The organism is Citrobacter sp. BDA59-3, assembly GCF_015167655.1.
GTDB classification, from domain to species: domain Bacteria; phylum Pseudomonadota; class Gammaproteobacteria; order Enterobacterales; family Enterobacteriaceae; genus Phytobacter; species Phytobacter diazotrophicus.
Window position 1 is genome coordinate 2,630,425 of the sequence record NZ_CP063427.1, and the last position, 24,817, is coordinate 2,655,241.

The 24,817-nt window shown below is 54.1% G+C and carries 19 protein-coding genes and 1 pseudogene; 12 read left to right on the forward strand and 8 right to left on the reverse strand.

The window, feature by feature from the left end; genetic code table 11:
- The first annotated feature begins 3 nt into the window (after nt 1-3).
- Nucleotides 4-1,935: a methyl-accepting chemotaxis protein gene (locus IP582_RS12360; RefSeq protein WP_193796130.1), complete on the forward strand. Its 1,932-nt coding sequence runs from the start codon at nt 4-6 to the stop codon at nt 1,933-1,935.
- A gap of 52 nt (nt 1,936-1,987) precedes the next feature.
- On the opposite strand, the gene pqqU is transcribed toward IP582_RS12360, so the two are convergent.
- Nucleotides 1,988-4,102, reverse strand: a complete 2,115-nt coding sequence (gene pqqU, locus IP582_RS12365; protein ID WP_193796131.1) for a TonB-dependent receptor PqqU — start codon at nt 4,100-4,102, stop codon at nt 1,988-1,990.
- A gap of 258 nt (nt 4,103-4,360) precedes the next feature.
- Between pqqU and IP582_RS12370 the strand changes: the two genes are divergently transcribed.
- On the forward strand, nt 4,361-5,422 hold the full coding sequence (locus IP582_RS12370) for a YncE family protein (RefSeq protein ID WP_193796132.1): 1,062 nt from the start codon (nt 4,361-4,363) through the stop codon (nt 5,420-5,422).
- 61 nt (nt 5,423-5,483) lie between these two features.
- On the opposite strand, the gene ansP is transcribed toward IP582_RS12370, so the two are convergent.
- Nucleotides 5,484-6,980: an L-asparagine permease gene (gene ansP, locus IP582_RS12375; RefSeq protein ID WP_039079082.1), complete on the reverse strand. Its 1,497-nt coding sequence runs from the start codon at nt 6,978-6,980 to the stop codon at nt 5,484-5,486.
- A gap of 477 nt (nt 6,981-7,457) precedes the next feature.
- On the opposite strand from ansP, the gene IP582_RS12380 reads away from it, so the two are divergent.
- The 6 genes and pseudogenes from IP582_RS12380 (at nt 7,458) to IP582_RS12410 (ending at nt 14,127) form a co-directional block, all read left to right on the forward strand.
- Nucleotides 7,458-8,474, forward strand: coding sequence for an LLM class flavin-dependent oxidoreductase (locus IP582_RS12380; protein WP_193796133.1), 1,017 nt, complete (start codon nt 7,458-7,460; stop codon nt 8,472-8,474).
- Nucleotides 8,471-9,592: an amidohydrolase gene (locus tag IP582_RS12385; protein WP_193796134.1), complete on the forward strand. Its 1,122-nt coding sequence runs from the start codon at nt 8,471-8,473 to the stop codon at nt 9,590-9,592. Before IP582_RS12380 ends, IP582_RS12385 begins: the two co-directional genes overlap by 4 nt.
- 63 nt (nt 9,593-9,655) lie before the next feature.
- Nucleotides 9,656-11,917 (forward strand): annotated as a pseudogene (locus IP582_RS25355) (NtaA/DmoA family FMN-dependent monooxygenase).
- A gap of 10 nt (nt 11,918-11,927) precedes the next feature.
- Nucleotides 11,928-12,437, forward strand: coding sequence for a GNAT family N-acetyltransferase (locus IP582_RS12400; RefSeq protein ID WP_193796136.1), 510 nt, complete (start codon nt 11,928-11,930; stop codon nt 12,435-12,437).
- Between the two features lie 9 nt (nt 12,438-12,446).
- Complete coding sequence (locus tag IP582_RS12405; protein ID WP_193796137.1) at nt 12,447-13,370, forward strand: amino acid ABC transporter permease; 924 nt, start codon at nt 12,447-12,449, stop codon at nt 13,368-13,370.
- A complete protein-coding gene (locus IP582_RS12410; RefSeq protein ID WP_039079075.1) occupies nt 13,354-14,127 on the forward strand; it encodes an amino acid ABC transporter ATP-binding protein in 774 nt (257 codons plus the stop codon). The genes IP582_RS12405 and IP582_RS12410 overlap by 17 nt, the downstream gene beginning before the upstream one ends.
- Nucleotides 14,128-14,175: 48 nt before the next feature.
- Here the strand turns inward: IP582_RS12410 and IP582_RS12415 are convergent, their stop codons facing one another.
- From IP582_RS12415 to IP582_RS12420, 3 genes are all read right to left on the reverse strand, one after another.
- Nucleotides 14,176-15,486, reverse strand: coding sequence for an MFS transporter (locus IP582_RS12415; RefSeq protein ID WP_071194157.1), 1,311 nt, complete (start codon nt 15,484-15,486; stop codon nt 14,176-14,178).
- A gap of 64 nt (nt 15,487-15,550) precedes the next feature.
- Nucleotides 15,551-15,673, reverse strand: coding sequence for a hypothetical protein (locus IP582_RS25465; protein WP_255520043.1), 123 nt, complete (start codon nt 15,671-15,673; stop codon nt 15,551-15,553).
- A 392-nt stretch (nt 15,674-16,065) separates the two neighbouring features.
- Nucleotides 16,066-17,262 (reverse strand): L-talarate/galactarate dehydratase, encoded by a 1,197-nt coding sequence (locus tag IP582_RS12420; RefSeq protein WP_039079073.1) that lies wholly within the window; start codon nt 17,260-17,262, stop codon nt 16,066-16,068.
- 316 nt (nt 17,263-17,578) lie between these two features.
- On the opposite strand from IP582_RS12420, the gene IP582_RS12425 reads away from it, so the two are divergent.
- From IP582_RS12425 to pptA, 4 genes are read left to right on the forward strand one after another with little or no spacing between them, the layout of a single operon-like run.
- Complete coding sequence (locus IP582_RS12425) at nt 17,579-18,592, forward strand: LacI family DNA-binding transcriptional regulator (RefSeq protein ID WP_193796138.1); 1,014 nt, start codon at nt 17,579-17,581, stop codon at nt 18,590-18,592.
- Nucleotides 18,593-18,596: 4 nt separating this feature from the next.
- Entirely contained in the window at nt 18,597-19,127 is a 531-nt protein-coding gene (locus IP582_RS12430; RefSeq protein ID WP_193796139.1) for an AAA family ATPase, read from the forward strand.
- Between the two features lie 32 nt (nt 19,128-19,159).
- Nucleotides 19,160-19,777: a glutathione S-transferase family protein gene (locus tag IP582_RS12435; protein ID WP_193796140.1), complete on the forward strand. Its 618-nt coding sequence runs from the start codon at nt 19,160-19,162 to the stop codon at nt 19,775-19,777.
- Between the two features lie 55 nt (nt 19,778-19,832).
- Nucleotides 19,833-20,063 carry a tautomerase PptA gene (gene pptA, locus IP582_RS12440; protein ID WP_039079069.1) on the forward strand — a complete coding sequence of 77 codons (231 nt, stop codon included), beginning with the start codon at nt 19,833-19,835 and terminating at the stop codon, nt 20,061-20,063.
- Nucleotides 20,064-20,163: 100 nt separating this feature from the next.
- Here pptA and IP582_RS12445 read toward each other — a convergent pair whose 3' ends face one another.
- From IP582_RS12445 to IP582_RS12455, 3 genes are read right to left on the reverse strand one after another with little or no spacing between them, the layout of a single operon-like run.
- Complete coding sequence (locus tag IP582_RS12445) at nt 20,164-21,783, reverse strand: carbohydrate porin (protein ID WP_071194159.1); 1,620 nt, start codon at nt 21,781-21,783, stop codon at nt 20,164-20,166.
- A gap of 42 nt (nt 21,784-21,825) precedes the next feature.
- Nucleotides 21,826-23,208, reverse strand: a complete 1,383-nt coding sequence (locus IP582_RS12450; RefSeq protein WP_193796141.1) for a glycoside-pentoside-hexuronide (GPH):cation symporter — start codon at nt 23,206-23,208, stop codon at nt 21,826-21,828.
- A 23-nt stretch (nt 23,209-23,231) separates the two neighbouring features.
- Nucleotides 23,232-24,803: a sugar hydrolase gene (locus tag IP582_RS12455; protein ID WP_193796142.1), complete on the reverse strand. Its 1,572-nt coding sequence runs from the start codon at nt 24,801-24,803 to the stop codon at nt 23,232-23,234.
- Nucleotides 24,804-24,817 lie beyond the last annotated feature (14 nt).

Consider the following 24,817-nt stretch of genomic DNA (forward strand, 5'->3'; position numbering starts at 1 on the left):
GGGATGTCTTTTAGCCAGGGGTTGAAAAATATAACTATCAGTAAAAAGCTGTCTGTTGGCTTTGGCATTGTGCTTTTTCTGGTTGCCATTGCTACCGTTCTGAGCGTATTGCGGTTTAAAGAGATCCGCGACGTCTACGCAAAAACCAACCTGATTTATAGCGTTAACATTGAGGTCTTTCAGGCCAAGATTAACCGCCTGAAGTATCTTTATGGTGATGAGAAAGCCGGTCCGATCATGTCCGACTACGTAAAACATGCGTCGCAACTCACCGCCAGTGCGGGTGAAATGTCATGGAATGATGACGAGAGCGCGCTGTTGCATACGCTGTCAGGCCATCTGGCAAACTTTGAAGCAGGGGCTGCGGAAATGCAGCAGGTGACGAACGCCATGAAATCCGTTCGCGAGACTCTGGACCAGCTCGGAACAGACGATAGGCGCGCACGCTTTAGTTCACTCATCTCCACACCTGTGGCTGATAACGCATTAAGCGCCCGGATTTTTGATCAATTGATTGCCATCGGTGGGGTGCGCGATGCCGCGTTAATGGTGCGTTTTAGCCCGACGAAAGAGACGCGCGATATTCTCGATGATCGCTTCAACAAAGCGCAGGCTGGAGGACAAACGCTTTCAGGCGAGCTTCCGGCTGAGCTGGTTTCTCCGATGCAGGCATTGTGGGATGAAACCGTCCGTTATCGCGACCTGAGCATCAACTATTTTACTGCGGTTCAGGCGATCAAAACGGCTGAGGATAAAGTTAAAGTCGCTGGCGATGACAGCAGCGCTGACATCAAGAAACTGATTGCACGGGTGAAAACCTATAACGATGCGCTGGCGGATAACTCCAGTACCACAGCGGCCATTATCGGCATTATTGCCATTCTGATTGGCGTAATTGTCTCGTGGTGGATTATTCGCCAGATCACCCGTCCTGTTGTCCATAACCTGGCGCTGGCCGAGCGTATCGCCAGTGGCGATCTCAGTTCGCAGATCACCGCGCAAAGCGACGACGAACTGGGCAAACTCACCGCTGCAATGGGGCGTATGAATAGCCGTCTTCGCGAGATGATTTTTGACGTTCGTAATAGCGTGGCGCAGGTTTCCCATGCGGCAACGGAGATTGCCGAAGGCAATACCGATCTCTCTTCTCGTACAGAGCAACAGGCCGCCGCCGTCGTGCAAACGGCGGCCAGTATGGAAGAGTTAACCGCGACGGTGAAAAACAACGCGGATAACGCGCGTAATGCCAGCAGGCTTGCGGCGCAGGCCTCGAACACGGCCAGCGAAGGTGGCAACGTGATGCGCGATGTGGTGAAAACGATGAGTGAGATCCACAACAGCTCAAACAAAATTGCCGACATTACCGCAGTCATCAACAGTATCGCCTTCCAGACCAACATTCTTGCACTTAACGCGGCGGTAGAAGCAGCCCGTGCGGGAGAGCAGGGGCGCGGCTTTGCGGTGGTCGCCAGCGAAGTGCGTAGCCTGTCTCAGCGCAGTTCCCAGGCGGCGAAAGATATCGAGCAACTGATTACCGAGTCGGTGTCTCGCATCAATACCGGCAGTGAACTGGTGGCTAAGGCCGGGGAAACGATGGGGCAAGTGGTGCAGTCGGTCACCCGTGTTAATGACATCATGGGTGAAATTTCTTCTGCCTCTGAGGAGCAAAGCCGCGGGATTGAACAAATTGCCCGCGCGGTGGGTGAACTGGACAGTACCACGCAGCAAAATGCCGCCCTGGTGAGCGAGTCGTCAAGTGCAGCAGGATCCCTTGAAGAGCAGGCGTTACGCCTGGAGCAACTGGTTGCGACATTCCGTCTTGAGTCGGGCGCGACGCCGGTAAAATCATCGACGCCTGCCAGGCCGCAGCCGCCAGTCTCAACGCCGCGTAAACCGGCTGAGGTGACCAGCGACGACGGCTGGACGACCTTCTGATACGACAGAGGCCCGCTTTGCAAAAAGAGGGCCTCTGGTTATTCAACCGCCATCACTCAAAGCGATAGGCAACCGACAAACCTACGCCATAATTGCGCCCCGGCGCCGGTTCGTAGTAACGGTTATTGGATTCGTTAACAATCACCGAGCCCACATATTCACGATCAAACAGATTATCCACGCGCCCGAAGACATCCATCATCCAGTTACCGTAGTTAAATTTATAGCCGGTATTCAGGCCGACCACCGTCCAGGACGGTGCGGTTGCCGTGTTTTCGTCATTGGCGGCGATATCACTCATATAGTGCACATCCGCACCCGCATACCAGCCTTGTTCGGGGACATAGCCCAGTGATGCAAAGCCCATATTGCGCGCGATACCGGGGATCCGGTTGCCGTTGCAATTACTGTCGCCACAGACGTCGCTGCGGTAGGTCGCATCCAGATACGTCCACGCCAGTTTTGCCCGCCAGTTTCCGGCGAACTGCTGATCGAGCGCCAGCTCCGCACCCTGACGGCGCGTTTTGCCGGCGTTTTTATAAGTGGTGCGTCCGCCGCTACTGGTATCGGTGACAATTTCGTTATCGGTATCGGTGCGAAAGAGTGCTGCACTGAGTAAGCCATAACCCACGCGAGTTTTGCTGCCGATTTCGACGGTATCGTTTGTCGATGGTTTAAGGGCAAAATTGAGTCCACTTTGTCCGCCAGAACGGTAAGAGAGCTCGTTAATGGTAGGCGTTTCAAAACCACGTCCCGCCGCCGCATAGAGATTCCAGCTATCGGTCAGCGCATATTTCAGCGACCCGGCAGGCAGCCATTTATGATAGCTGGCATCACCGCTGTCATCGCCGTTGCTCGCCGTAATATAGTGATCGTTTGAATCAAACCAGACCGAGCTATAACGCAGACCCGCATCCAGCGACAGCTTATCGGTTAACTGCCAACGGGTTTGCACATAAGGGTCGACGTTCCACATCAGGTTGCGTTCGTTACGACGCAAGTTCCCTTCGCGGCCATAATCCGGCGCGCCATTGACCATCACAAAGTTTTCATAGCCTTTGCGCTGCTCGCTCATGGTTTCGTAATTCAACCCGCTGGTGATAGTCACCGGTACCAACAGTTCGCCGCGATGGGTCCAGCGGGTGTCGATCCCCTGGTAATGGCGGCTCAGGTCGATCACGCCCCCGGCGTGCTGTGGGTTCAACTGGGGGCCGCGAGGAATTGACTGGTACTGGGTAGTTTCACGCTCCCCGGCGTACATCATGACACTCATATCGTCCTGCGCGCTGAGCTGGCGCTCATAACGCAATCCGGCCTGTGTCTGCTTAACCGTTTTGCGCGTGTCGTACTGTACGGCACGCGGTGACTGGCGCGGGTTATCGTGCCACTCCTCTTTTGTGAGACCGCCCGGATCGTTCGCCTTGATGTCAACGCTATTGAAAATCAGCGTCAGCTTACTGGCCTCGTCGATACGTACACCCAGTTTGGCGTTGGCAAGATTTTTACGCGCACCGCTGCGATCGCGATAGCCGTGGGTGACAAAACGGGTCGATGAGACCGTGTAATCCACATCACCCGGCTGTGTGCCATCACCCACCGCGCCGCTGGCTTTAGTGCCATAGCGCCAGCTTCCGTAACTGCCGTAATAACTACTGGCTTCAAGTTCCGTTGGCTGATGGCCCGTCTGAGTGGTCACATTCACCACACCGCCAGATGCATTGCCGTAGAGTGCAGAGAAGGGGCCGCGCAGGACGTCGATACTCTCGACGCTGGTGAGATCGATATTCGAGGTTTGCCCCTGTCCGTCCGGCATGGTGGCAGGAATACCGTCGACATACATGCGGATTCCGCGCACGCCATAGGTCGAGCGGGAACCAAAACCGCGAATGGAGAGCTGTAAATCCTGCGCATAGTTCTGGCGATTTTGCACCTGTAAGCCAGGCACGCCGCCCAGCGACTCCGAGAGGTTGATTTGGGGCGTGGCCTGACGAATATCGTCGCCGTTCACGACACTGATAGCCGCCGGGGTGTCGAGCTCTGAAACTGTGCGGGGTGTCGCGCTGACGATCATCGTTTGTTCATTGTCGGCCGCCAGCACGGCAGGCGCGTAGATGACCGGAAGTAACAGCGCTGGAAACGCTGTTCTTGAAAGGGCAAAAATATTCATAAATTGACCAGAATAAGAAACGAACCAAATGGGAACATGGCGTAATGTTAATATCTTTAACAATTCATGAAAACTTTAAGGGCACATTACGTTAACAAAAAGTGTAGACGTTACCGCCGATGACAGTAAAAACAGACTTAATGCTCCACATTGCACGTAATAATGATTACTATTCTCAATTAATAAGGCGGGGCTATGACCCCGGCGTCATGGAAGCATGTGAAGCAAAACTATATTTGTTTATCAAAGGGAGTCGTCATGTCTTTACGTCATTTATCTGCGCCACGTCTGCGTCGTTCACTGTTGTTAGGTTCACTGCTGCTCGCCGGGGCATTTCACGCCCAGGCCAGCGAAGAGATGCTGCGTAAACCGGTCGGTAAAGGTGCCTACGAAATGGCCTGGAGCCAACAGGACAACGCGCTGTGGGTGGCTACCTCACAAAGCCGTAAAACCGATAAAGGCGGCGTGGTCTACCGTCTGGACCCACTTTCACTGGACGTGACGCTGGCTGTCCATAACGATCTCAAGCCGTTCGGTGCCGCCATTAACTCACGGACGCAAACCCTGTGGGTGGGTAATACCACTAATGGCGCCGTCACTGCCATTGACGCAAAAACGGGCGATGTGAAAGGGCGCCTGGTACTTGATGACCGTAAGCGCAGTGAAACTGTGCGTCCGCTGCAGCCGCGTGAACTGGTGGTGGATGAAACGACTAATACCGTTTACATCAGCGGTATCGGCAATGAGAGTGTGATTTGGGCCGTAAATGGCGAAACCATGACGCTCAAATACACCATTACGGGGACCGGTAAATTCAGTACGGGTCTGGCCATCGATGCGGCGGCAAAACGCCTGTATACCACCAATAGTGACGGGGAATTGCTGACTATCGACACCGCCAGCCACAAAATTGTGGCGCGTAAGAAATTGCAGGATGACGGTAAAGAGCACTTCTATCTGAACCTGAGCCTGGACACCGCAGGCCATCGCGCCTTTATTACCGACTCCAAAGCGCCTGAGGTTCTGGTCGTTGATCTGCGTAATGGGGCTGTAGTGCAAAAAATCGCCGCGCCGGAATCCCTGGCGGTGCTGTTTAACCCGACGCGTAACGAAGCGTATGTCACCCATCGTCAGGCGGGCAAAGTCAGCGTGATTGATGGCAAAACCTATAACGTGGTGAAAACCTTCGATACGCCAACGCATCCGAACAGCCTGGCACTCTCCGCCGATGGTCAGACGCTCTATGTCAGCGTGAAACAGGCGGCCAGCAAAGAGAAAGAGGCCACAGCGCCGGACGACATCATCCGTATTGCCCTCTAAGCGCGCATAAAAAAAGCCAGCCGGTGGCATACCTGGCTGGCTTTTATTTTTACACGTCAGATTATTTCGCGGTTTCTTCTACAAGCTCAGTGGGAGCAGCGGTAGCGTCAGCCACGACCGGCGCGGTGCTGTGAATTTCCGCTACGCGTTTACGCACACCGAACCAGCCAATCACCAGCAGCACAATCAGCAGAGGGAGACAACCGATGGTCAGGGTGCCGTTCGGGTAGTCAAACGCCATCAGAACCAGCACAGAGAAGAGGAACATCAGCGTTAACCAGGAGGTGAACGGTGCCCCAGGCATTTTAAAGCTGACTTCCGCCGCTTTGCCTTGTTTGATGGCTTTGCGCAGACGCATCTGGCAGAGCACGATAAAGCCCCACGATGCGATAATGCCTACAGACGCCTGGTTAAGAACGATTTCAAACACCTGCGCCGGAACCAGATAGTTCAGGAACACGCCCACAACGTAGACCGCCAGGGTCGCGAGGATCCCCGCGTACGGTACGTGCTGTTTGTTCATTTTGGACATGAACTTAGGCGCGGACCCCCCCATCGACATAGAACGCAGGATACGCCCAGTGCAGTACAAGCCGGAGTTCAGGCTCGACAACGCAGCGGTCAGGACCACGATATTCATCACGTCGCCCATGTACGGCACGCCCAGTTTGGAGAAGAACGTCACAAACGGACTCTGCCCCGGCTGATACGCCATCCACGGTAGCAACAGAACCAACAGCACCACGGAACCAACGTAGAACAGGCCAATACGCCAGATAACGCTATTGATCGCTTTCGGTACGGTTTTTTCCGGGTCTTTACATTCACCGGCTGCGGTACCGACAAACTCGATAGAGGCAAAGGCGAAGACCACACCCTGGATCAGAACCAGCGCAGGGAGCAGACCGTGAGGGAAGAAGCCGCCATTATCGGTGATCAGATGGAAACCCGTCGCGTTGCCGTCCAGCGGTTTACCGGATCCCAGGACGATAGTCCCGACAACCAGGAAAGCGACAATGGCCAGTACTTTGACCAGTGCGAACCAGAACTCCATTTCAGCGAACCACTTCACGCCGATCATATTCATGGTCCCGACGATGGCGAGCGCACCAAGGGCAAATACCCACTGCGGTACATCGCCAAACGCACCCCAATAATGCATATATAACGCAACGGCGGTGATATCCACGATACCGGTCATCGCCCAGTTTACGAAATACATCCAACCGGCGACATAGGCCGCTTTTTCACCCATAAATTCACGGGCATACGAGACAAAACTGCCGCTGGAAGGGCGGTGTAATACCAGTTCACCCAGCGCACGTAAGATGAAGAAAGAGAAAAGACCACAAACCAGATAAACGATCGCCAGTGATGGCCCCGCCATCTGCAGACGCGCTCCGGCGCCTAAGAATAACCCCGTTCCGATTGCGCCGCCGATAGCGATCATCTGTACGTGGCGGTTGCCCATCGCTTTGTTATAACCCTCCTCGTGAGAGTTTAACCAGCGTCGTTTCGCGGCCTGATGCTCCGCCGCGTTGTTGTTGGTTGTTTTCATTGCGTTACCCGTTGACCTGTCTGAATCTTTTGGAACTTCCTCGACCCCACAGAGCAGCAAGACAATCGTTTGCTCTGTTGGGAAAACGTTCTGTCTTTTCAATCATTCTACGTATGAATAAGACACAACATGGCGCAGCATCCTACCTGCATTTTTTTGGCGACGCAAAACATACGAGACGAAAAAACGATGGGTATGAGTTGAATTTGTGACGTAAGTGTTACTTGACAGTTTAACTGATTCAATATGGCGAAAAAGACGGCAGAAATGACTAAGCATGCAAAAGGAAAGATGATATCGGCGAGGTTGCACGGCACAGGGGCATGCGGGCTTATTCATAAGCGCAAATAATGACTACCGTCCCTCTGCGGGGGCTACTTTGCAAATTTTTTGCTTATTTAATGTAAATTAATTGTTTCACAAGGCCGTAAGCCCATTCCAATAATGCAGACATGTTACCCCATAAGAGCGTACTGCATGTCTTATCGTCTGAGTTTGCTGGATAAAAGCCCGATTGCGGAAAATGAAACCGCACAGGATGCGCTGAACCGTACGTTACAACTGGCGCAACAGGCTGAAAGAGGCGGTTTTCACCGCTTCTGGATTGCGGAACATCACAATACGTCCCAACTCGCCAGCCCGTCCCCTGAACTGCTTATCGCCTGGATTGCCGGACAAACGCAGCGGATCCGCATCGGCTCCGGCGGCGTCATGTTGCAACACTACAGCCCCTATAAAGTCGCGGAAAACTTCAACGTGCTGGCTTCGCTGGCTCCTGGCCGTATCGATATCGGTATCGGTAAAGCGCCGGGCGGACTGCCTCTGTCCACACGCGCATTACAGCGAGGATTGCACCCGGAAGATAAGGGGAGCTTTGCCGATCAACTCGGTGAGCTGGATAACTGGCTTAATGCGAAGCAGGCTACTGCCGATGCGGAATCTCTGGCCGCCACGCCGCTTCCCACAGAACGTGCGCAGGGTTTTCTGCTCGGCGCGAGCCTTGAGAGCGCGCGACTGGCGGCAAAACTCGACTGGAATTTCGTTTTTGCGGCCCATCTCAATGGTGACAGAACATTGCTACGTGACGTTGTCACGCAGTGGCGAGCGCTGAGTCAGCGCGACCTGATAGTCGCCGTGCAGGTGATTGTTGCCGACACGCAAAACGATGCCGAACGGCTGGCGCAGCAGGTGGAGATTTGGGGGGTTGAACTGGAAAACGGCCAACGGGTCAGCGTTGCCAGCGAAGCCCAGGCTCAGGCCTTCGCGCGTCAGGCCGGAAGCCCGGCGGTACGAATTTTCCGCCGGGAACCGTCGCTGATTAAAGGCACCGCAGAAACTGTGCTGGCCGGGCTGGATGCGCTGGCAGCGGAATTTGGCGTGGATGAATTCATTCTTGATAACCCGCTGGTTGACCCCAATGCGCGAATTGCTTCATTGCGTCTGCTGAGTGAATCCTGGCGGCAGAACACGGTTATCCAGGAGGTGGCGCAATGAGTTTTGCTCAACAACTGATTGACTGGCGGCGTGAATTGCATCAGTACCCGGAACTGTCGTTACAGGAGTTTGAAACCAGCCGCCGGGTAAGCCACTGGCTGGAAAATGCCGGGTTGCGCTTAGTCCCCACCACCCTGCCTACGGGCGTGGTCGCGGAGGTGGGCAGTGGCGACAAGGTGATTGCTCTACGCGCGGACATTGATGCATTACCAATTGAAGAGGCGGTCAACGTGCCTTATGCCTCGCGTAATAAAGGGGTGATGCATGCCTGCGGCCACGACATCCATACCAGTGTCATGCTCGGCGCGGCACTGTTGCTAAAAGAGAAAGAGTCCACTTTACCGGGACGCGTGCGGCTGATCTTCCAGCCCGCGGAAGAGAATTTCGGCGGCGCAAAGCGGCTCATTCAGGCAGGCTTGCTAAACGGTGTCAGCGCTATTTTTGGCATGCACAATGAGCCTGGCCTGCCCGTGGGCACGTTCGCCACGCGCGGCGGCCCGTTTTATGCCAACGTTGACCGCTTTGTCGTGCAGGTTGGCGGTAAAGGGGCGCACGCCGCGCGTCCCCATGAAGGTAATGACGCCATCCTGCTCGCCAGCCAGCTTGTGGTCGCGCTACAAACCATCGCCAGCCGGAATGTGGATACCCTGGATTCGGTGGTACTGAGCGTTACCCGGATGCAGGGCGGTAATACCTGGAATGTGCTGCCGGAGCAGGTCGAACTGGAAGGCACGCTGCGTACCCACCGCAGTGAGGTGCGTGAAAAAGTGAAGGTGCGCGTCAATGATATCGCTGCCGGACTGGCCCGCGCCTTTGATGCAGAGATCACCGTGCGCTGGTTCGAAGGCCCATCGGCGCTGGTTAACGATGAACGCTGGGCCGCCTTTACCCGCGACGTTGCGGACTGGCACGGCTATGACACGCAGGTCGCACAGTTGCATATGGGCGGGGAAGATTTTGCTGTCTATCTCGAACATATTCCCGGTGCGTTTGTCAGTATCGGCAGCGCCAGTGAATATGGCTTGCACCATCCATCGTTTAATCCTGACGAAGCATTAATTGAAGACGCCGCACGCTATTTCGCGTTGCTGGCTGAAAAAGCCTTACTCCAGCCATAACGGAATAAAACAACCTGGGGCGACAGCTCCGGGGAACCTGTTGCCTGAAAATGAGGATGGATTATGTCACAAGCTCGTCAACTACGCCTGGGCACCATATTGCATGGCGCATCCGGAAATATGTCCGCATGGCGACACCCGGCAGCCAAAGCCGACGCCAGCATTAATTTTGCTTTTGTTCAGGAAACGGCATTAAAAGCCGAAGAGGGAAAACTCGATTTTTTATTTGTCGCCGACGGTCTCTATATTAACGAAAAATCCATTCCCCATTTTTTAAACCGCTTTGAACCCATCACCGTATTATCGGCACTGGCAAGCGTCACTCGCCATTTAGGGCTGGTTGGCACGTTGTCGACCTCGTACAGCGAACCTTTTACTGTGGCGCGTCAGTTTGCCAGCCTCGACCATTTAAGCAACGGGCGCGCGGGCTGGAACGTCGTCACCTCGCCGCTGGAGGGCTCGGCAAAAAACTTTTCTCGCCAGCAGCACCCGGAACATGCGCTGCGTTATCGCATCGCCGATGAATATCTGGACGTGGTGAAAGGACTTTGGGACTCCTGGGAAGAGGATGCTTTTATTCGCGATAAAGCGACAGGGCAATTCTTTGACCCGCAAAAACTGCATACGCTTAATCATCGTGGCGATTTTTTCCAGGTCGCCGGACCACTGAATATTGGCCGCACGCCGCAGGGACGACCCATTATATTTCAGGCGGGCGCATCTGATGATGGCAAGAAACTAGCGGCACGACATGCCGATGCGATTTTCACCCACCACGAGACGCTCGACGAGGCCAAACATTTTTATCGCGATGTCAAAGCGCAACTGATTAAAAATGGCCGTCGCGAAGATGAATTACATATCTTCCAGGGCGTCAGCGTGATTGTCGGTGATAATGCGCAGGACGTTGAGCAGCAATATCAGACCACCGCAGCGCTGGTCTCCATTCAGGATGCGCTCAATTACCTTGGCCGTTATTTCGAACACCATGATTTTAGTCAGTACCCGCTGGATGAACCTTTCCCGGACATTGGCACTCTGGGGCAAAACAGTTTTCGCAGTACCACCGATGAAATCAAACGTCATGCCCGTGAGCGCCACTTAACGCTGCGTCAGGTGGCGCTGGAGGCGGCCTCACCGCGCCCGCGTTTTTCCGGCACCCCGGAGCAGGTGGCAGACGGCCTGCAACAGTGGTTCGACGAGCGGGCAGCCGACGGTTTTATCATCCAGGGCGGCACGCCGGATACCTTCCCGCGCTTTGTCGATACCGTGGTGCCGATTTTGCAGGCTCGCGGTCTGTTCCGTAAGGCCTATCCCGGCACGACCCTGCGTGAAAGTCTTGGCTTACAACAACCTGCGAATCAATTCACAAAACAATAAAGAGAATACGCTATGCAGAAATCATCGCTCCTCCTCGCAGTGACACTGGCGTTTACGCCGCTGGTCTGGGCCAATGACGTCACGATTAACGGCACCGGCGTTAGCCTTGAAGCCAACAAAACGCCCATTAACACGCCGCGCAATGCCGACGCGGTGGCCCGCTTGCCGAAAGATTATCATCTGGCGGTACCGGGAAAATTTACGGTGGCGGTGGCCGCCCTTAACTCGCCGCCGCTGACGGTTTTTTCTGATGACAACAAAACCCTGCTCGGCAGTGAGGTGGATATCGCCCGTCTGGTTGCCGACAGCCTCGGTCTGGAACTGAACGTGGTGCCGACCTCCTGGGAGGACTGGCCGCTCGGGGTCACCTCCGGCAAATATGATGCGGCAATCAGCAATATCACCGTCACCAAAGCGCGCAAAGAGAAGTTTGATTTCGCCACCTACCGCAAAGATTCCCTCGGCTTTTACGTGAAATCCAGTAGCCCGATCAAAGCCATTGAGAAGGCAGAGGACATCGCCGGGCTGCGTATTATCGTCGGCTCCGGCACCAATCAGGAGGCCATTCTGCTGGCGTGGAATGCGGAAAACGAAAAGAAAGGGCTCAAACCGTTCACCCCGGTCTACACCAAAGATGATGCCGCCCAGACGCTGGCACTTCAGTCCGGTCGTGCGGATGCCTTCTTTGGCCCGAATGTGATTGGCGCCTGGAAAGCCGCACTGACCAATAAAACCCGTCTGGTAGGCAGCGTGGACGGCGGCTGGCCGAAAGCGGCGCATATCGCGGTCACGCTAAAAAAAGGCAGCGGCCTGGTGGAGCCGGTACAGATTGCGCTTAATGGCGTCATTAAAAATGGCGACTACGAAAAAGTGCTCAATCGCTGGGGTGAGGGCGTTGAGAAGATCCCGACCTCAGAAATCAACCCCGCCGGATTGGGCGACTAAGGAGGCGCAGATGAGCGAACGTTTCCGTGATATCTCCCCCGACGCACCGGAATTACAGCCGGTGATAGCCGGTTTGTTTGGCGAATATGCCGCCCGTTATGGCGATTATTTTTCTAAAGATGCCGAGGTGGAACTGACGGAGTGGTATCTGCCGCCGCAGGGGCTATTTATTGTGCTGGAGCGTGACGGGGCGATTATCGCCACCGGCGCGTACAAACCGAAAGATGCCCACACGGCGGAAATCAAACGCATCTGGACACAACACACCCTGCGCAAGCAGGGGCTGGCCAGTAGAGTGGTGGACGAACTGGAACGGCGCGCGGTGCTGGCGGGTTACAGCCGCATCTTTCTGACCACCGGCTTTCGTCAGCCGGAAGCGGTGCAGCTCTATCTTCGCCAGGGGTATGAAGCGCAGTTCGATCTGACGCGCGACCCGGAGGAGTACAGCCAGCCACCGTTCGATGGCCGACTGCGGTTTACCAAGACGTTAGCGGTCGACACGCTCAGTAAAACTGCCTGAGGGATAAACATGAAAACGACAGAGTCTGTCAAAGTCGTCCCGGCACGCTACCCAATGCGGATCGTCGGGGCTGTTATCGCGTTGATCGTACTGGCGATTGTAGTCCAGTCCATCGCCTTTAACCCACGCTGGGAGTGGCGCGTTTTTGCCCGCTGGTTCTTTGATCCCGTGATCCTGGAAGGTCTGGGTCAGACGCTGTTATTAACGCTACTCGGTACGGCATTAAGCGTTATCTTTGGCGGCGTGCTGGCGCTGGCGCGGTTGTCCAGCTCCTGGCTGTTGAGTAGCCTGGCGTGGAGCTATATCTGGCTGTTTCGTTCACTGCCGCTGATTGTGGTACTGATTATTCTCTACAACTTCTCTTATCTCTATGACACGCTGACGATTGGCATTCCGTTTACGCGACTGAGCTGGGCGCACTACGAAACGGTGAATGTGCTGGGGCAATTTTCCACGGCGGTGGTTGGCCTGACGCTGGTGCAAAGCGCCTATACGGCGGAAATCATTCGTGGTGGTTTTTTAGGGGTCGATCACGGGCAGTATGAGGCCGCCGCCGCATTAGGGCTTCCTGCCTGGCGACGCACCTTGCGCATTATTCTGCCGCAGGCGCTGCGGACCATTTTGCCGTCCGGTTTTAATGAAATTATCAGTCTCGCTAAGGGAACGGCGATGGTCTATGTGCTGGCGATGCCGGAGCTGTTCTACACCATTCAGATGATCTACAACCGCACCCAGGAGGTGATCCCGCTACTGATGGTGGGTGCCGTGTGGTATCTGGTGATTACCAGCGTGCTGTCGGTGATTCAGCATCTGGTTGAACTCTGGCTGGCGCGCAGCGAACGTCGCTCCGCCGTCAATTCCCGCCGGGTGCGGGCTACGACACCTGCCCGTGTCGCGCAACCACAGGAGCCGATTCATGCCAGCCTCTCTTAATGGTCATATTTCGATTACCGGCGTCAGCAAATATTTCGGTCGCCATAAGGCGCTGGATGATGTGTCGCTTGAGATCCCGCCAGGCACCGTGACCGTGATTCTCGGACCTTCCGGCTCCGGCAAATCGACGCTTTTGCGCACCATTAATCATCTGGAGCGTGTCGATGAAGGCTTTATTCAGATTGATGGCGACTATATTGGCTATCGCCGCAAAGGGGATAAGCTCTATGAGCTGAAAGAGCGCGAGATCCTGCGCCAGCGGGTAAACGTGGGCTATGTGTTTCAGAACTTCAATCTGTTCCCGCACCTCACGGTACTGGAAAACCTGATTGAAGCGCCGATAGCTCATCAGCAGCTCAGTCGCAAAGAGGCCATTGAGCAGGCGTATCAGTTGCTCGATGTGGTAGGGCTGCGCAATAAAGCGGATGCCTGGTCACGCCATCTTTCCGGTGGGCAGCAGCAGCGCATTGCCATTGCCCGCGCGCTGGCGCTGCGCCCACGGGTAATGCTGTTCGATGAACCCACCTCTGCGCTGGATCCGGAACTGGTTGGCGAAGTGCTGGATGTCATCAAAAAGCTGGCCCGTTCCGGTACAACCCTGGTGGTGGTTACGCACGAGATCGGTTTTGCCCGCGAAGTCGCGGATCAGGTGGTGTTTATGGTAGATGGCAAAATTGTGGAGCAGGGCGACAGCGACACGGTGCTCAACCATCCTCAGCATCCAAGGACAAGGCAGTTTTTATCGAAGGTGTTGTGAGAGACGAAAATGCTGCTTCGCCGGATGCGAAGCAGCATACGTTCATTTTCAGGCGGCGGAAGGCGTAAGTTGAATACGCTCCAGCGAACCGACAATAAACAGATAAGAGAACAGGCCAATTAAGCCCATCGATCCCACATACAAAATGGCGTAATCAAACGACTGGGTACTGGAGAGAATCACCCCAATCACCAGAGGCGTAATAATACTGGCCAGGTTGCCGCACATATTAAAGACGCCACCCGCAATGCCCAGCACTTCTTTCGGCGAGGTATCGCTCAGTACGCACCAGCCTAAATTACCGAAGCCTTTGGCGAAGAAGGCCAGGCTCATGGCGGCAATGACCACCACTTCTGACTGGGTGTAGTTTGCCACCACAATCACACAGGAGAGCAACATGCCGCAGATAACCGGGAATTTGCGCGCAGTGGTCAGGCTATAACCGCGTTTTAATAGCCAGTCAGAAAACACACCGCCCATCAGACCGCCAATAAACCCGGCGATCGCCGGAATACTGGCAATAAACCCGACCTTGAGAATCGACATCCCTTTTGCCTGATATAAATAGGTCGGAAACCAGGTCAGGAAGAACCAGGTGATAGACGTTACGCAGAACTGACCGATATACACGCCGATCATCATGCGATTCACACAGACGCTTTTGATCTGGGCAAGGGAAATCTTTTCCGATTTCTTCGCATTACCCAGCTCCGGTTCGCCGCCGCCTTCGCGGATATAATCCAGCTCCTGCTGGTTGATTTTCTTGTGCTGTAGCGGGTCGCGAATCTTCGCCAGCCAGACAATTCCCAGCACCACACCGATAGCGCCGATGTAATAGAACACGTAGTGCCAGCTCATGTTATGCAGGATAAGCGTCATCAGCGGCGTGACAATCCCGAGCGAGATGTACTGTGCGGCCTGATAAACTGCCGTCACGAAACCGCGCTCTTTATTGGGGAACCACTGCACGCTCAGGCGGCTGTTCGCCGGAAAGGCCGGTGCTTCAATCGCCCCCATCAGCAGGCGCAAAATAACCAATACAATTAACGGACTGGCAAAAAGATAAATTGTTCCCTGAAACATGGTGACGATTGACCAGCCAATTAACGCGCAGCCATAAACAAGGCGCGAACCATATTTATCCAGCAGCCATCCGCCGGGGATTTGCATAATGACATACGAAATGCCGAATGCCGAAAAGGCCAGTCCGAGTGCTTCTGGATCAAAGCCTAATTCTTTACTCATGATGGGAGCGACCACTGAAAGGGTCGCGCGATCAGCATAGTTAAATACCGTAGCCAGAAATAAGAAAATAAGAATACCGTGGCGCACGCTGGTGCGCTTAATAACATTACTCATAATCGATTCCTCGACGAGGTTTCCCCCGACGTGTGTATTAAACGGGAATGGCCCTGTCGGCTATTTACTCCGTAGCGTTGAACGAACGGACAAGCAGGCCAGCCAGCGGCAGCACACGGTTGCTATGGCAGAGTGGGTACGTTGTCTCTCGGCATAAGATGGCGCCAGTACAGGCAATCAAGGTCATGGAATACTCCTTTTCTTTATGTATGTTTGCGCTAACATTTATATAAAAATACCCCGAGCGGATCCATAATAAATGTATAAATGTGCCCTCAAGATCACAAATATTCTGCAATTACATTATTTATGGATGAAATTAAAAGATGTTAATCGGCTGCTGTTTTTTAAGGGTAAATGGATAAGCGTAATAAATATATTTAGAAGTGACGGGCAGGGATAATGCCAGGATGTTGACGCAGCCTGTGACTGTAGCGGGTTATTTATATTGCGTGCGCGAGAAATAAAAACGCTGCTCCGTCGGGAGTACAATAATATGGCGAAACAGCGGGGCATAAATATGCCAGTTTTCATGCTGCAATTAATAAAGACGGGAATATCTCCCGTCTTTATGACCTGTTACGGACGTTTGCCAAATTCACAGCTTAGCTGAGTCCAGGCGCGCGCTTGTTCACTCAGCGTGAAGCCCAGTCCATGACGGTCGGAGACGTACATGCGGCCATCGCGCAGTTCAAGCTGCTCATTAAACAGCGGGTTCAGCCATTCGAAGTGCTCCAGCCACGGCTCAAGCGGGTAGGCGGCAGAGAGGTGCAGGTGCACTTCCATGGCAAAGTGCGGGGCCAGTTTACGGCCATGCTTCGCGGCCAGATCCATGATTTTCAGGAACGGAGAGATACCGCCAACGCGTGGGGCATCCGGCTGAACGAAGTCGCTGGCGTTGCCCAGAATAAGCTGTTCGTGTTCGCGGAAACTGGTCAGCATTTCACCGGTCGCTATGGGCGTATCCAGTGCGGCGGCCAGTTGGGCGTGGCCTTCCACGTCGTAGGCGTCCAGCGGCTCTTCAATCCAGATCAGATTGAACTGCTCCATTTTACGCCCCATGCGAATGGCGGTCTCGCGGTCCCATTGCTGGTTCGCATCAACCATCAGCGGGAAATCATCGCCCAGCGCTTCACGCACGGCGGTCAGACGACGGATATCCTCTTTGGTGTCCGGCTGACCGACTTTCAGTTTGATACCCCCGATGCCATTTTCACGGGAGATCACCACGTTTTTCAGAACCTGATCCAACGGTGTGTGCAGGAAGCCGCCGGAGGTGTTGTAGCACTGCACGGAATCACGGTGCGCGCCGAGCAGTTTTGCCAGCGGCAGACCGGCACGTTTTGCTTTCATATCCCAAAGCGCGATGTCGATAGGGGAGATGGCCTGTACGGCCATGCCGCTACGGCCTACGGATGCGCCAGCCCACAGCAGCTTGCTGTAAATTTTGTCGATATCGTTCGGGTCTTCGCCCAGCAGATTATCGGCAATTTCTTTGGCGTGAGCATAAATACCCTGGCCGCCTGCACGTTTCGAGTAGCTGAAACCGACACCTTCGAAACCGTCACGGCTGCGAATTTCCGCGATGATAATGGCAACTTCGGTCAGCGGTTTCTGACGACCGGTCAGCACTTTCGCATCACTTACGGGGGTAGCCAGTGGCAGGAACGCGAGGGAGAGTTTTACCCACTCGATACGGTCGCCGGTTTCGGCGGCAGTTTTTACACCCTGCGCTTTGGCATAGGTTACAGCAGCGGAATTCGCACTTACGGTCATGATTGACTCCTGTGAACGGTAATAATGTTTGCGCTAACATTTTTAATTCAGATGAGAATAGACCGCTAGCATTTTGCCGTCAATATGTACAATTGATCACAATAAGAGACATCAATCAGGGGTTTTATATGTGCTAATTCACACTTCAAAACAGTTTGTGACATTGCCCAACTTTAAATGATATCGCTAACATTACGGTGTGATTCTGTTTTTAATCTACTGATTTTAAAGCTGATTAAAATAATGAGAGAGAAGCGAATTAAGCTAACAAATCGCTTATAATCCCTGTCACAAAAAGAAGCCGTTGTGAGTTTACATGTCGAAAACCTCTCGTCCTGTGCCCCCCAGGGCCCCCACATTAGAAGATGTCGCCCGCGCGGCGGGGTTGTCATCAATGACCGTCAGCCGGGCACTTAACACCCCGCAACTGGTGCGTCCTAAAACCGTGGAAAAAGTGCTCGCGGCGGTCAAGGCCACCGGCTACATCCCCAACGCGTTGGCGGGGGGGCTGGCGTCCCGGCGCAGCAAACTGATTGCCGTTGTGGTCCCGCAAATCAATAACAGCATGTTTGTCGATACCATTCAGTCGATAAGCGATGAGCTGGCGGTACGCGGTTATCATATGCTGCTGTGTGTGGCGGGTTACGCCCAGCAAACGGAAGCAGAGCTGGTGGCTACGCTCTTATCACGTCGTCCGGACGGTATTGTTCTCACAGGGATCCACCACTCAACGGAATTAAAGCGTGTGATCCTCAATGCCAGCGTACCGGTGGTAGAAATATGGGATCTCACCCCTACGCCGTTGGATATGCTGGTGGGCTTTTCCCATGAAAAGGTGGGGGAGGCGACGGCGGATTATTTGCTGCGTAAAGGCTATAAACGCCCCGGCTTGCTGTGGACGGTGGATAATCGTGCGGCGCTGCGTAAAAGCGGACTGTGCGAGACGCTGGCGCGTAATGATATTCGCGAGCCCGCTTTTGTGGATGTCTCGCTCCCGGCGCGTTTCGCCTCGGGGCGGCAGGGGCTTCGCGATTTGCTGAAAAAGGGTAGCTTCGATGTGATTGTTTGCAGTTCGGATACCCTTGCTCAGGGGGCGATTGTCGAAGCACAGGCCAGCGGATTACGGGTGCCACAGGATCTGGCGGTGATTGGCTTTGGTGATCTGGATTTTGCCGCCGATACCCATCCCTCCATCACAACGGTCAGCGTCGACCGGCAGGTTATCGGTCAACGTGCCGCCACGCTGCTGGCGGATCGCATCGAAGGGCTGCCTCAGCAAGAAACCATTGTGGATATTGGATTTCATTTTGTAGAAAGAGATTCGGCATAACGCTATGAAAATTAATGTGATCGGCACTAGCGGTAGCGGTAAAAGCACGCTTTCGCGGCGGCTGGCCGCGCAGCTTAATGTGCCGTATATCGAAATGGACAGGCTTTACTGGCTGCCGGAGTGGCAAGGGCGCAGTGATGAGGACTTCTACGCATTGTTAGAAGAGACGCTGAATGCCACGCCAGGCTGGGTACTGGACGGCAATTATAACCGATCCCGTCCGATCAAATGGCGGGATGTCGATCTGGTTATCTGGCTGGATTATGGTTTCTGGCGTACCCTGCGCCAGGCGGTGCTTCGGGTGATTCGCCGGGTATGGCAGGGAAAAGAGCTGTGGCCTGGCACCGGCAATACGGAAAGTTTCCGCCGTGCATTCTTAAGCCGCGAGTCAATCCTCATCTGGACATTAAAAACCTGGCGCCATAACCGGGTGCGTTATGCGGCCGATATGGCGAACCCGCAATATCAACACATCCGCTTTGTGCGTCTTACCAGCCCACAGCAGGTCGACGCCTTTCTTGCCAGTTTGACATAGACTTACTGTTCACTCGCAAGAAAGGAGGTCATATGATCACCGTTTATGGCGCACCCGGCTGGGGTTCAGCCATCAGTGAGCTGATGCTGACGCTGGCAGATATCCCTTATCAGTTTGAGAATGTTGAAGGGTTCGATTCGCCGGGGCATAACCAGGAAAAATTGCTGAAACTCAACCCGCTTTGCCAGGTGCCTACGCTGCAACTTGACGATGGCAGCATCATGACGGAATCGGCTGCCATTGCGTTAATGATCCTCGATGAACACCCGCACCTGGCGCCGCCGACGGGCACGCCTGAACGTAATCAGTTCTGGCGGCTGTTGGTCTGGCTGGTGGCAAATATTTACCCGACATTCACCTATGCCGACTATCCCGAACGCTTCGTTCCCGGTGCGGCGCAAGAATTGCGCGACCACTGTATCGCCTATCGCAAATCACTCTATATCTGGCTGGAACAGCAGTTACACGCCACGCCTTACGCGTTTGGCGAACAGCTAACGTTGTTGGATATCTATATCTGTGTAATCAGAACCTGGGGGCCACGGCATGACTGGTTTAAGGAAAACACGCCGAAAATCAGCGCGATTGCCGATGCGGTTTGCGCCGAACCCAGGCTGCAGTCCGTTTTGCGCCGTAACGACATTATTTGATAACTGACGTTTTTTCAGTGTGGTAGGTTGGTTGTCCCACTACAAGGAGCACACCATGCCACATGTTGATATCAAATGTTTTCCCCGTGACCTGAACGATGAGCAAAAAACCGCGCTGGCGGCCGATATAGCCGATGTGATCACCCGTCATTTAAGCAGCAAAGACAGTTCCATCAGCGTCGCGTTAACCGAAATCGACCCGGATGCGTGGAAAAGCGAAGTATGGGATACGGAAATCGGGCCGCAGATGGACACGCTCATTAAGAAGCCCGGTTATCAGATGTAATGGCTTGCGGGGAAATGTCTGCACACGCTTTTCCCCTCACCCCAACCCTCTCCCCAAAAGGGGCCGGGGGGTATCGGCGGGCACCGTGCCCGCCTTTGTTTTAGAACCAAATCTCCGTTTGCACCCCAAAGTTCCAGGTTCCGCCTGCCGTAAAGCCTTTGCTACCAAAGTCATCGTTGACTGCATAGCGGTCAAGCGCTTTATCCCAGTTCATCCATGTCGCGAAAAAGCGAATTTCCGGACGTGCTTTGATATCGAAAATATCACCGACTTTAAATGTCGGCGCGAAGGTCAGTTTGTAGAAGTCGCCTTTCACTTTCTGGTAGCGGTACAGCGTATCGTCGGAGCGGTAGGTGCGTCCGTTCGGGTCGAGGTCCATATACTGCCAGGACGCTTCATAGAGCAGGGCGAAGTTGCGCGTAATGGCCTGTGACGCACGCAGGTTAAAGGAAACCCAGTCATAACGGTCGCCGTCACGATAGCGATCCTCGCTGTGTTGGGCGATAACCGATGGGGCGATTTCCCAGTTTTTTGCCACAGGTAGAATACCGTACGAGGCAAAACGCACCGAGGTGGCGTTATCCGTCAGGTCGCCATCGCTACCCGGCTGGCGTGCTTCTGCGCCAAGGCCGCCACCGTATTGTAACGCCGTTTCCGATACTCCTGGCGCCAGCCCGTAGAATTGCTGCTTGTCATGCCAGGCCAGCATCGCGTAATAGCCGTTTTTAGCGGTATTGTCGCTGCGAAGCGCATAACTTCCGGTAGTCGACGTCCGGTCTTTCAGCGTGTCGTTGCCCTGGGCGGTCATGCCGGTGAGCATCAGTTGCAGGTGGTCACCAAAGAAGTGGTTAGCGGTAAACATCACGTTCTGGACGTCATTATCGTCGTAGTGATCGCTGCCCAGATCGCCGAAGTTACGCGCATAGACCGAATAATCGCCGCGTACGTTTTCCCCCCATTGAACGTCATTGATCCCACCGCCGGTCCCGCCGAGGAACATGATATCGCTGTCGGTAAAGTGAATATCGAAGTTATCCCGGTCAAAGCGTTTACCCGCCCAGATAGAGGCATTTTTAACGGGACCGGAGAAATCGGCAAAATTGCCCATCTCTACATATAGCTGGCGCACGTTGATATGATGGCTGTCGTTGTCCTGAACCCAGGGATCCGGGTTATTCGCACCGTCGGCAATCATGGTTTTAAAATGCGCCCATGAGCCATCATCAAAAGTCATTTTCTTGCCGAGACTCAGCTCGACATAGTTATCCTTTTCATTGCCCAGACGCCCGACATGCGCATCACCGTTTAACGAGCTGGCAGGGGAGACGCCAGGGCCGCCGCGCCCACCTTTACCGTGGTTGTTCACCAGCATGCCGGAGCGGGCATAGGCATTAAATTCTACGCCGTCACCGAGCGTACTTTTGCTTGCCTGCGCGTTTACTTTGTTCTCCGTCGCCTGCATTTTTTGCTCACTGACGGTGGTACGCGCGTTAAGAGCGTGTAATTGTTGCTCCGCGTTTTTGGCCCGGTTCTCGGCGCTGATGGTTCGCTGTTCTGCCGCTTTGGCTCTGGCATTCGCCTCGCTGGCCTGATTAACCGCGTCATTAAGCCGCGATTCCAGCAATGCCAGCCGCTGTTCAACCGTCAGAGCGGCAGCTTGCGCCGTATTTACCCCAAAAAAGGCGCAGCAAACCGCTGCGCTAATCAGTGTGATACGCATAAAAGTCCTTAAAAGTCAGAGGTTTTTTATATTTGAGTGTGGTTATATCGCCGTACGTTCACCCTGTAAGGCGAGTTTATCCGCAGGCGCGTGTTTTCCGGCATCAAGGTCGGCGCGGATGGCTTCGTAATGATCGTCCAGTCGATAAAAACGACCAATCCAGATCATTGAGGCGATGATGAGCGCGGCTGGAATGTAGAGATAGCAGGATTTAATGGCGAGCAGCGCCGTTTCATTCTGGGTCTGGTTGGCAACATAGCCGCCGGAGGAGAGCAGGATACCGGTGATCGCCCCGGCACCGGCCATCGCAACTTTGCCCAGGAAACCGTTGATGGAGGTTAAAATCCCGGCGGTATTGATACCCGTTTTCCACACGCCGTAATCCACCGGGTCAGCCTGCATCGAAAAGTAGATTGCTGTACGCTGGCCTGCGCCGAGTGAGAGGATGACCGCACCAATCATCAGCCCCAGCGTCTGTACACCAGAGACAATCATCACCGCCATACCAATCAGATTGATGGAACTGGCCACCAGATAGACGTGCCGTTTTTTCATGCGGCTGGCAAGCGCGGGCACCGTTAAGGTTCCGAGCAGGGGAACGAAGGTGGAGATCCCGGCAATAATTGCGGTGAGTTCGACATTACCCACGTAATAATGGAAAAAATAGACCAGTGCGCCGGTCTGGAAAAAGAACGCACCCCACATCAGGAAGATATTCAGGGCAAAGACAAACCATGGTTGATTGGATTTCAGGCCCGTCCACGCGCGTTTTAAGGTCATCCGCTCCTGGGCAATGCTGATTTTCTCTTCCACATTGCGAAAGCTGATGAGCAAAAAGAAAGTCGCAATCACGCCAAACACGATCGCCGTGTAGAAAAAACCTTGTGTCTGATTGCCTTTGCCCAGTGTATTGACCAGCGGCAAGGTTGCCACGGCGACAATCGTTGAACCTAATGAGCCCAGCAAAATGCGCACCGTCGACAACGTCGTACGCTCGCGCGAATCATTGGTAATAAAGGGCAGCATCGCGCAGAACGGAATATTGACGATGGTATATAAAAACGACAAACACAGATACGTTAAAAAGGCATAGATTAATTTACCGGTGGTGCCAAAATCCGGCACATAAAACGCCAGTACACAGAGTAAACCAAAAGGAACCGCGCCGATTAATAAATACGGACGGCAACGCCCCCAGCGCGTTGTCGTATTGTCGATGACCAGCCCCATTAATACATCAGCAACGCCATCAACCAGGCGAGTCACTAAAAACATAATCCCCACGTAATAAGCAGGTAGCTCCATTACATCGGTATAAAAAAACATCAAATAAAGCGAGATTAATTGCCACACAAGGTTACAGGAGAGGTCAGCGATGCCATAACCAACACGCTGCCGCCACAGGGTAGATGTTATTTCAGCCATAGAAAAACTCACTATTGTTGTGATTAAAGTCCGTACTGGCGAATAAACCAGGCCGGGGTACAACTCCACGCGTGGCAGTAGCTATTAATTATTTTACTGCCATACGGAGAATACTCAGGACGTTGCGGGTCATACAATTCCCAGAAGGTGTCCGCACCGTGCTTCACCATCGCACCCCAGTACGCTTTAATTTCGGTCACCGCCTGTTGTTGCAGGCCCGTTTTGAGCAGGGCAGCAATAAAGTGATGACGCAGATAGGGGGTGTTCATGCCGATTTCCGGCGGCTGTGCCAGCAGGCGTTGCATAACCTGACGTTGCTGTTCAGCGCTGCCAACATCGGCCAGGACCAGCCAGACTTGCGAAGCGCAGGAGATCTGCCGATGTGCGCCGCTAACGTAGAAGCCACACGTCTCATCCCAGAATGCGCGGTAAGCCGCGGCTTTCAGGCGCTCCAGCGTTTTTGTCAGTAACGCCACCTTGCTGACGTCGTAGTCTTTGGCCAGTGACAGGGCGCGCTCAAGGCAGAAGATCAGTACGCCTTGCGAGGCTGCCTGTTTATTCAGCTCGTCATGCCAGTCGATAAACGACCACCAGGTCTCATCGTCACGGACAATTCCACTGGAATCACAACGCTCAAGCGCCAGCTCAACCTGACGCCAGGCGGTGGGCCACAGTTCTTGCGCGGTCTGTTTGTCGCCGGTGCTGCTAAGGTAGTTAAACAGCACATCGATAAAGAACAGGGCATAGTCGAAAAGAAAGGTGTCGTCGGCAATGACCTGAGGCTGGACGAAGATATTGGCAGACAGCATGCCATCTTCACGGGTGTTACCGGCAAACAGATAGAGGCAGCGGCGTACCAGATCGTGCCGGGCAAAGGTCACGTCGTTAACCAACGCCTGCAGGCGTAAATCTCCCAGCCACAAACGGCGGTCACGTTTAGGACCATCTTCAAAAACGTCCTGCATACAGTTGCGCAGGGTGTGTACCGAGACCGCATCGATTTGCCGTAGTAGCGGATCCACTGAGTGACAGGGCAGACACTCAGCCGGTGCCGAACTGACGGTGGTGAGAGTCACATTGTCGACGCACAGGCGATATTTACGCGATACCGCCATCACCTCGATTTTCAGGTAGCGCAGGCAGTAGCGACGTGACAGCTCCAGCGTGGCGGGCAACAGATCGATAAATTCGTCGTGCTGTTGTAACCAACTGCGGCACAGCCAGCCCTCATATTCGCTAAACGGTTCGGTGACTTCGCTGAGGGTTTCACCAAACGTCAGGCGGATGTGGGCCGGCGCATCCGGTGGGCTACCCACCGCATGGCAGCGTAACGACAAATGCCCCACGCAATGGGTTCCAAAATCAAGGATCACGCTATCGCCGGTATTCAGTTCCCGTCCATAGAATTCTTCCAGAGTACCGCTGTCTTCGGCGCGCCAGCCGTGAATTGCCTCCACATCAGGCAGGGCAATAACTTGTCGGAGCGGCTGTAACATTGCGCGGTGAAATTGTGGCTTTAACGCCTCGGCCGTCGCCAGAAAATCGGCGTGGCGCACCATAGTGATACTGGGGTTTTGTTGTAGCGCTTGAGACATGCTGCATCCTCTGT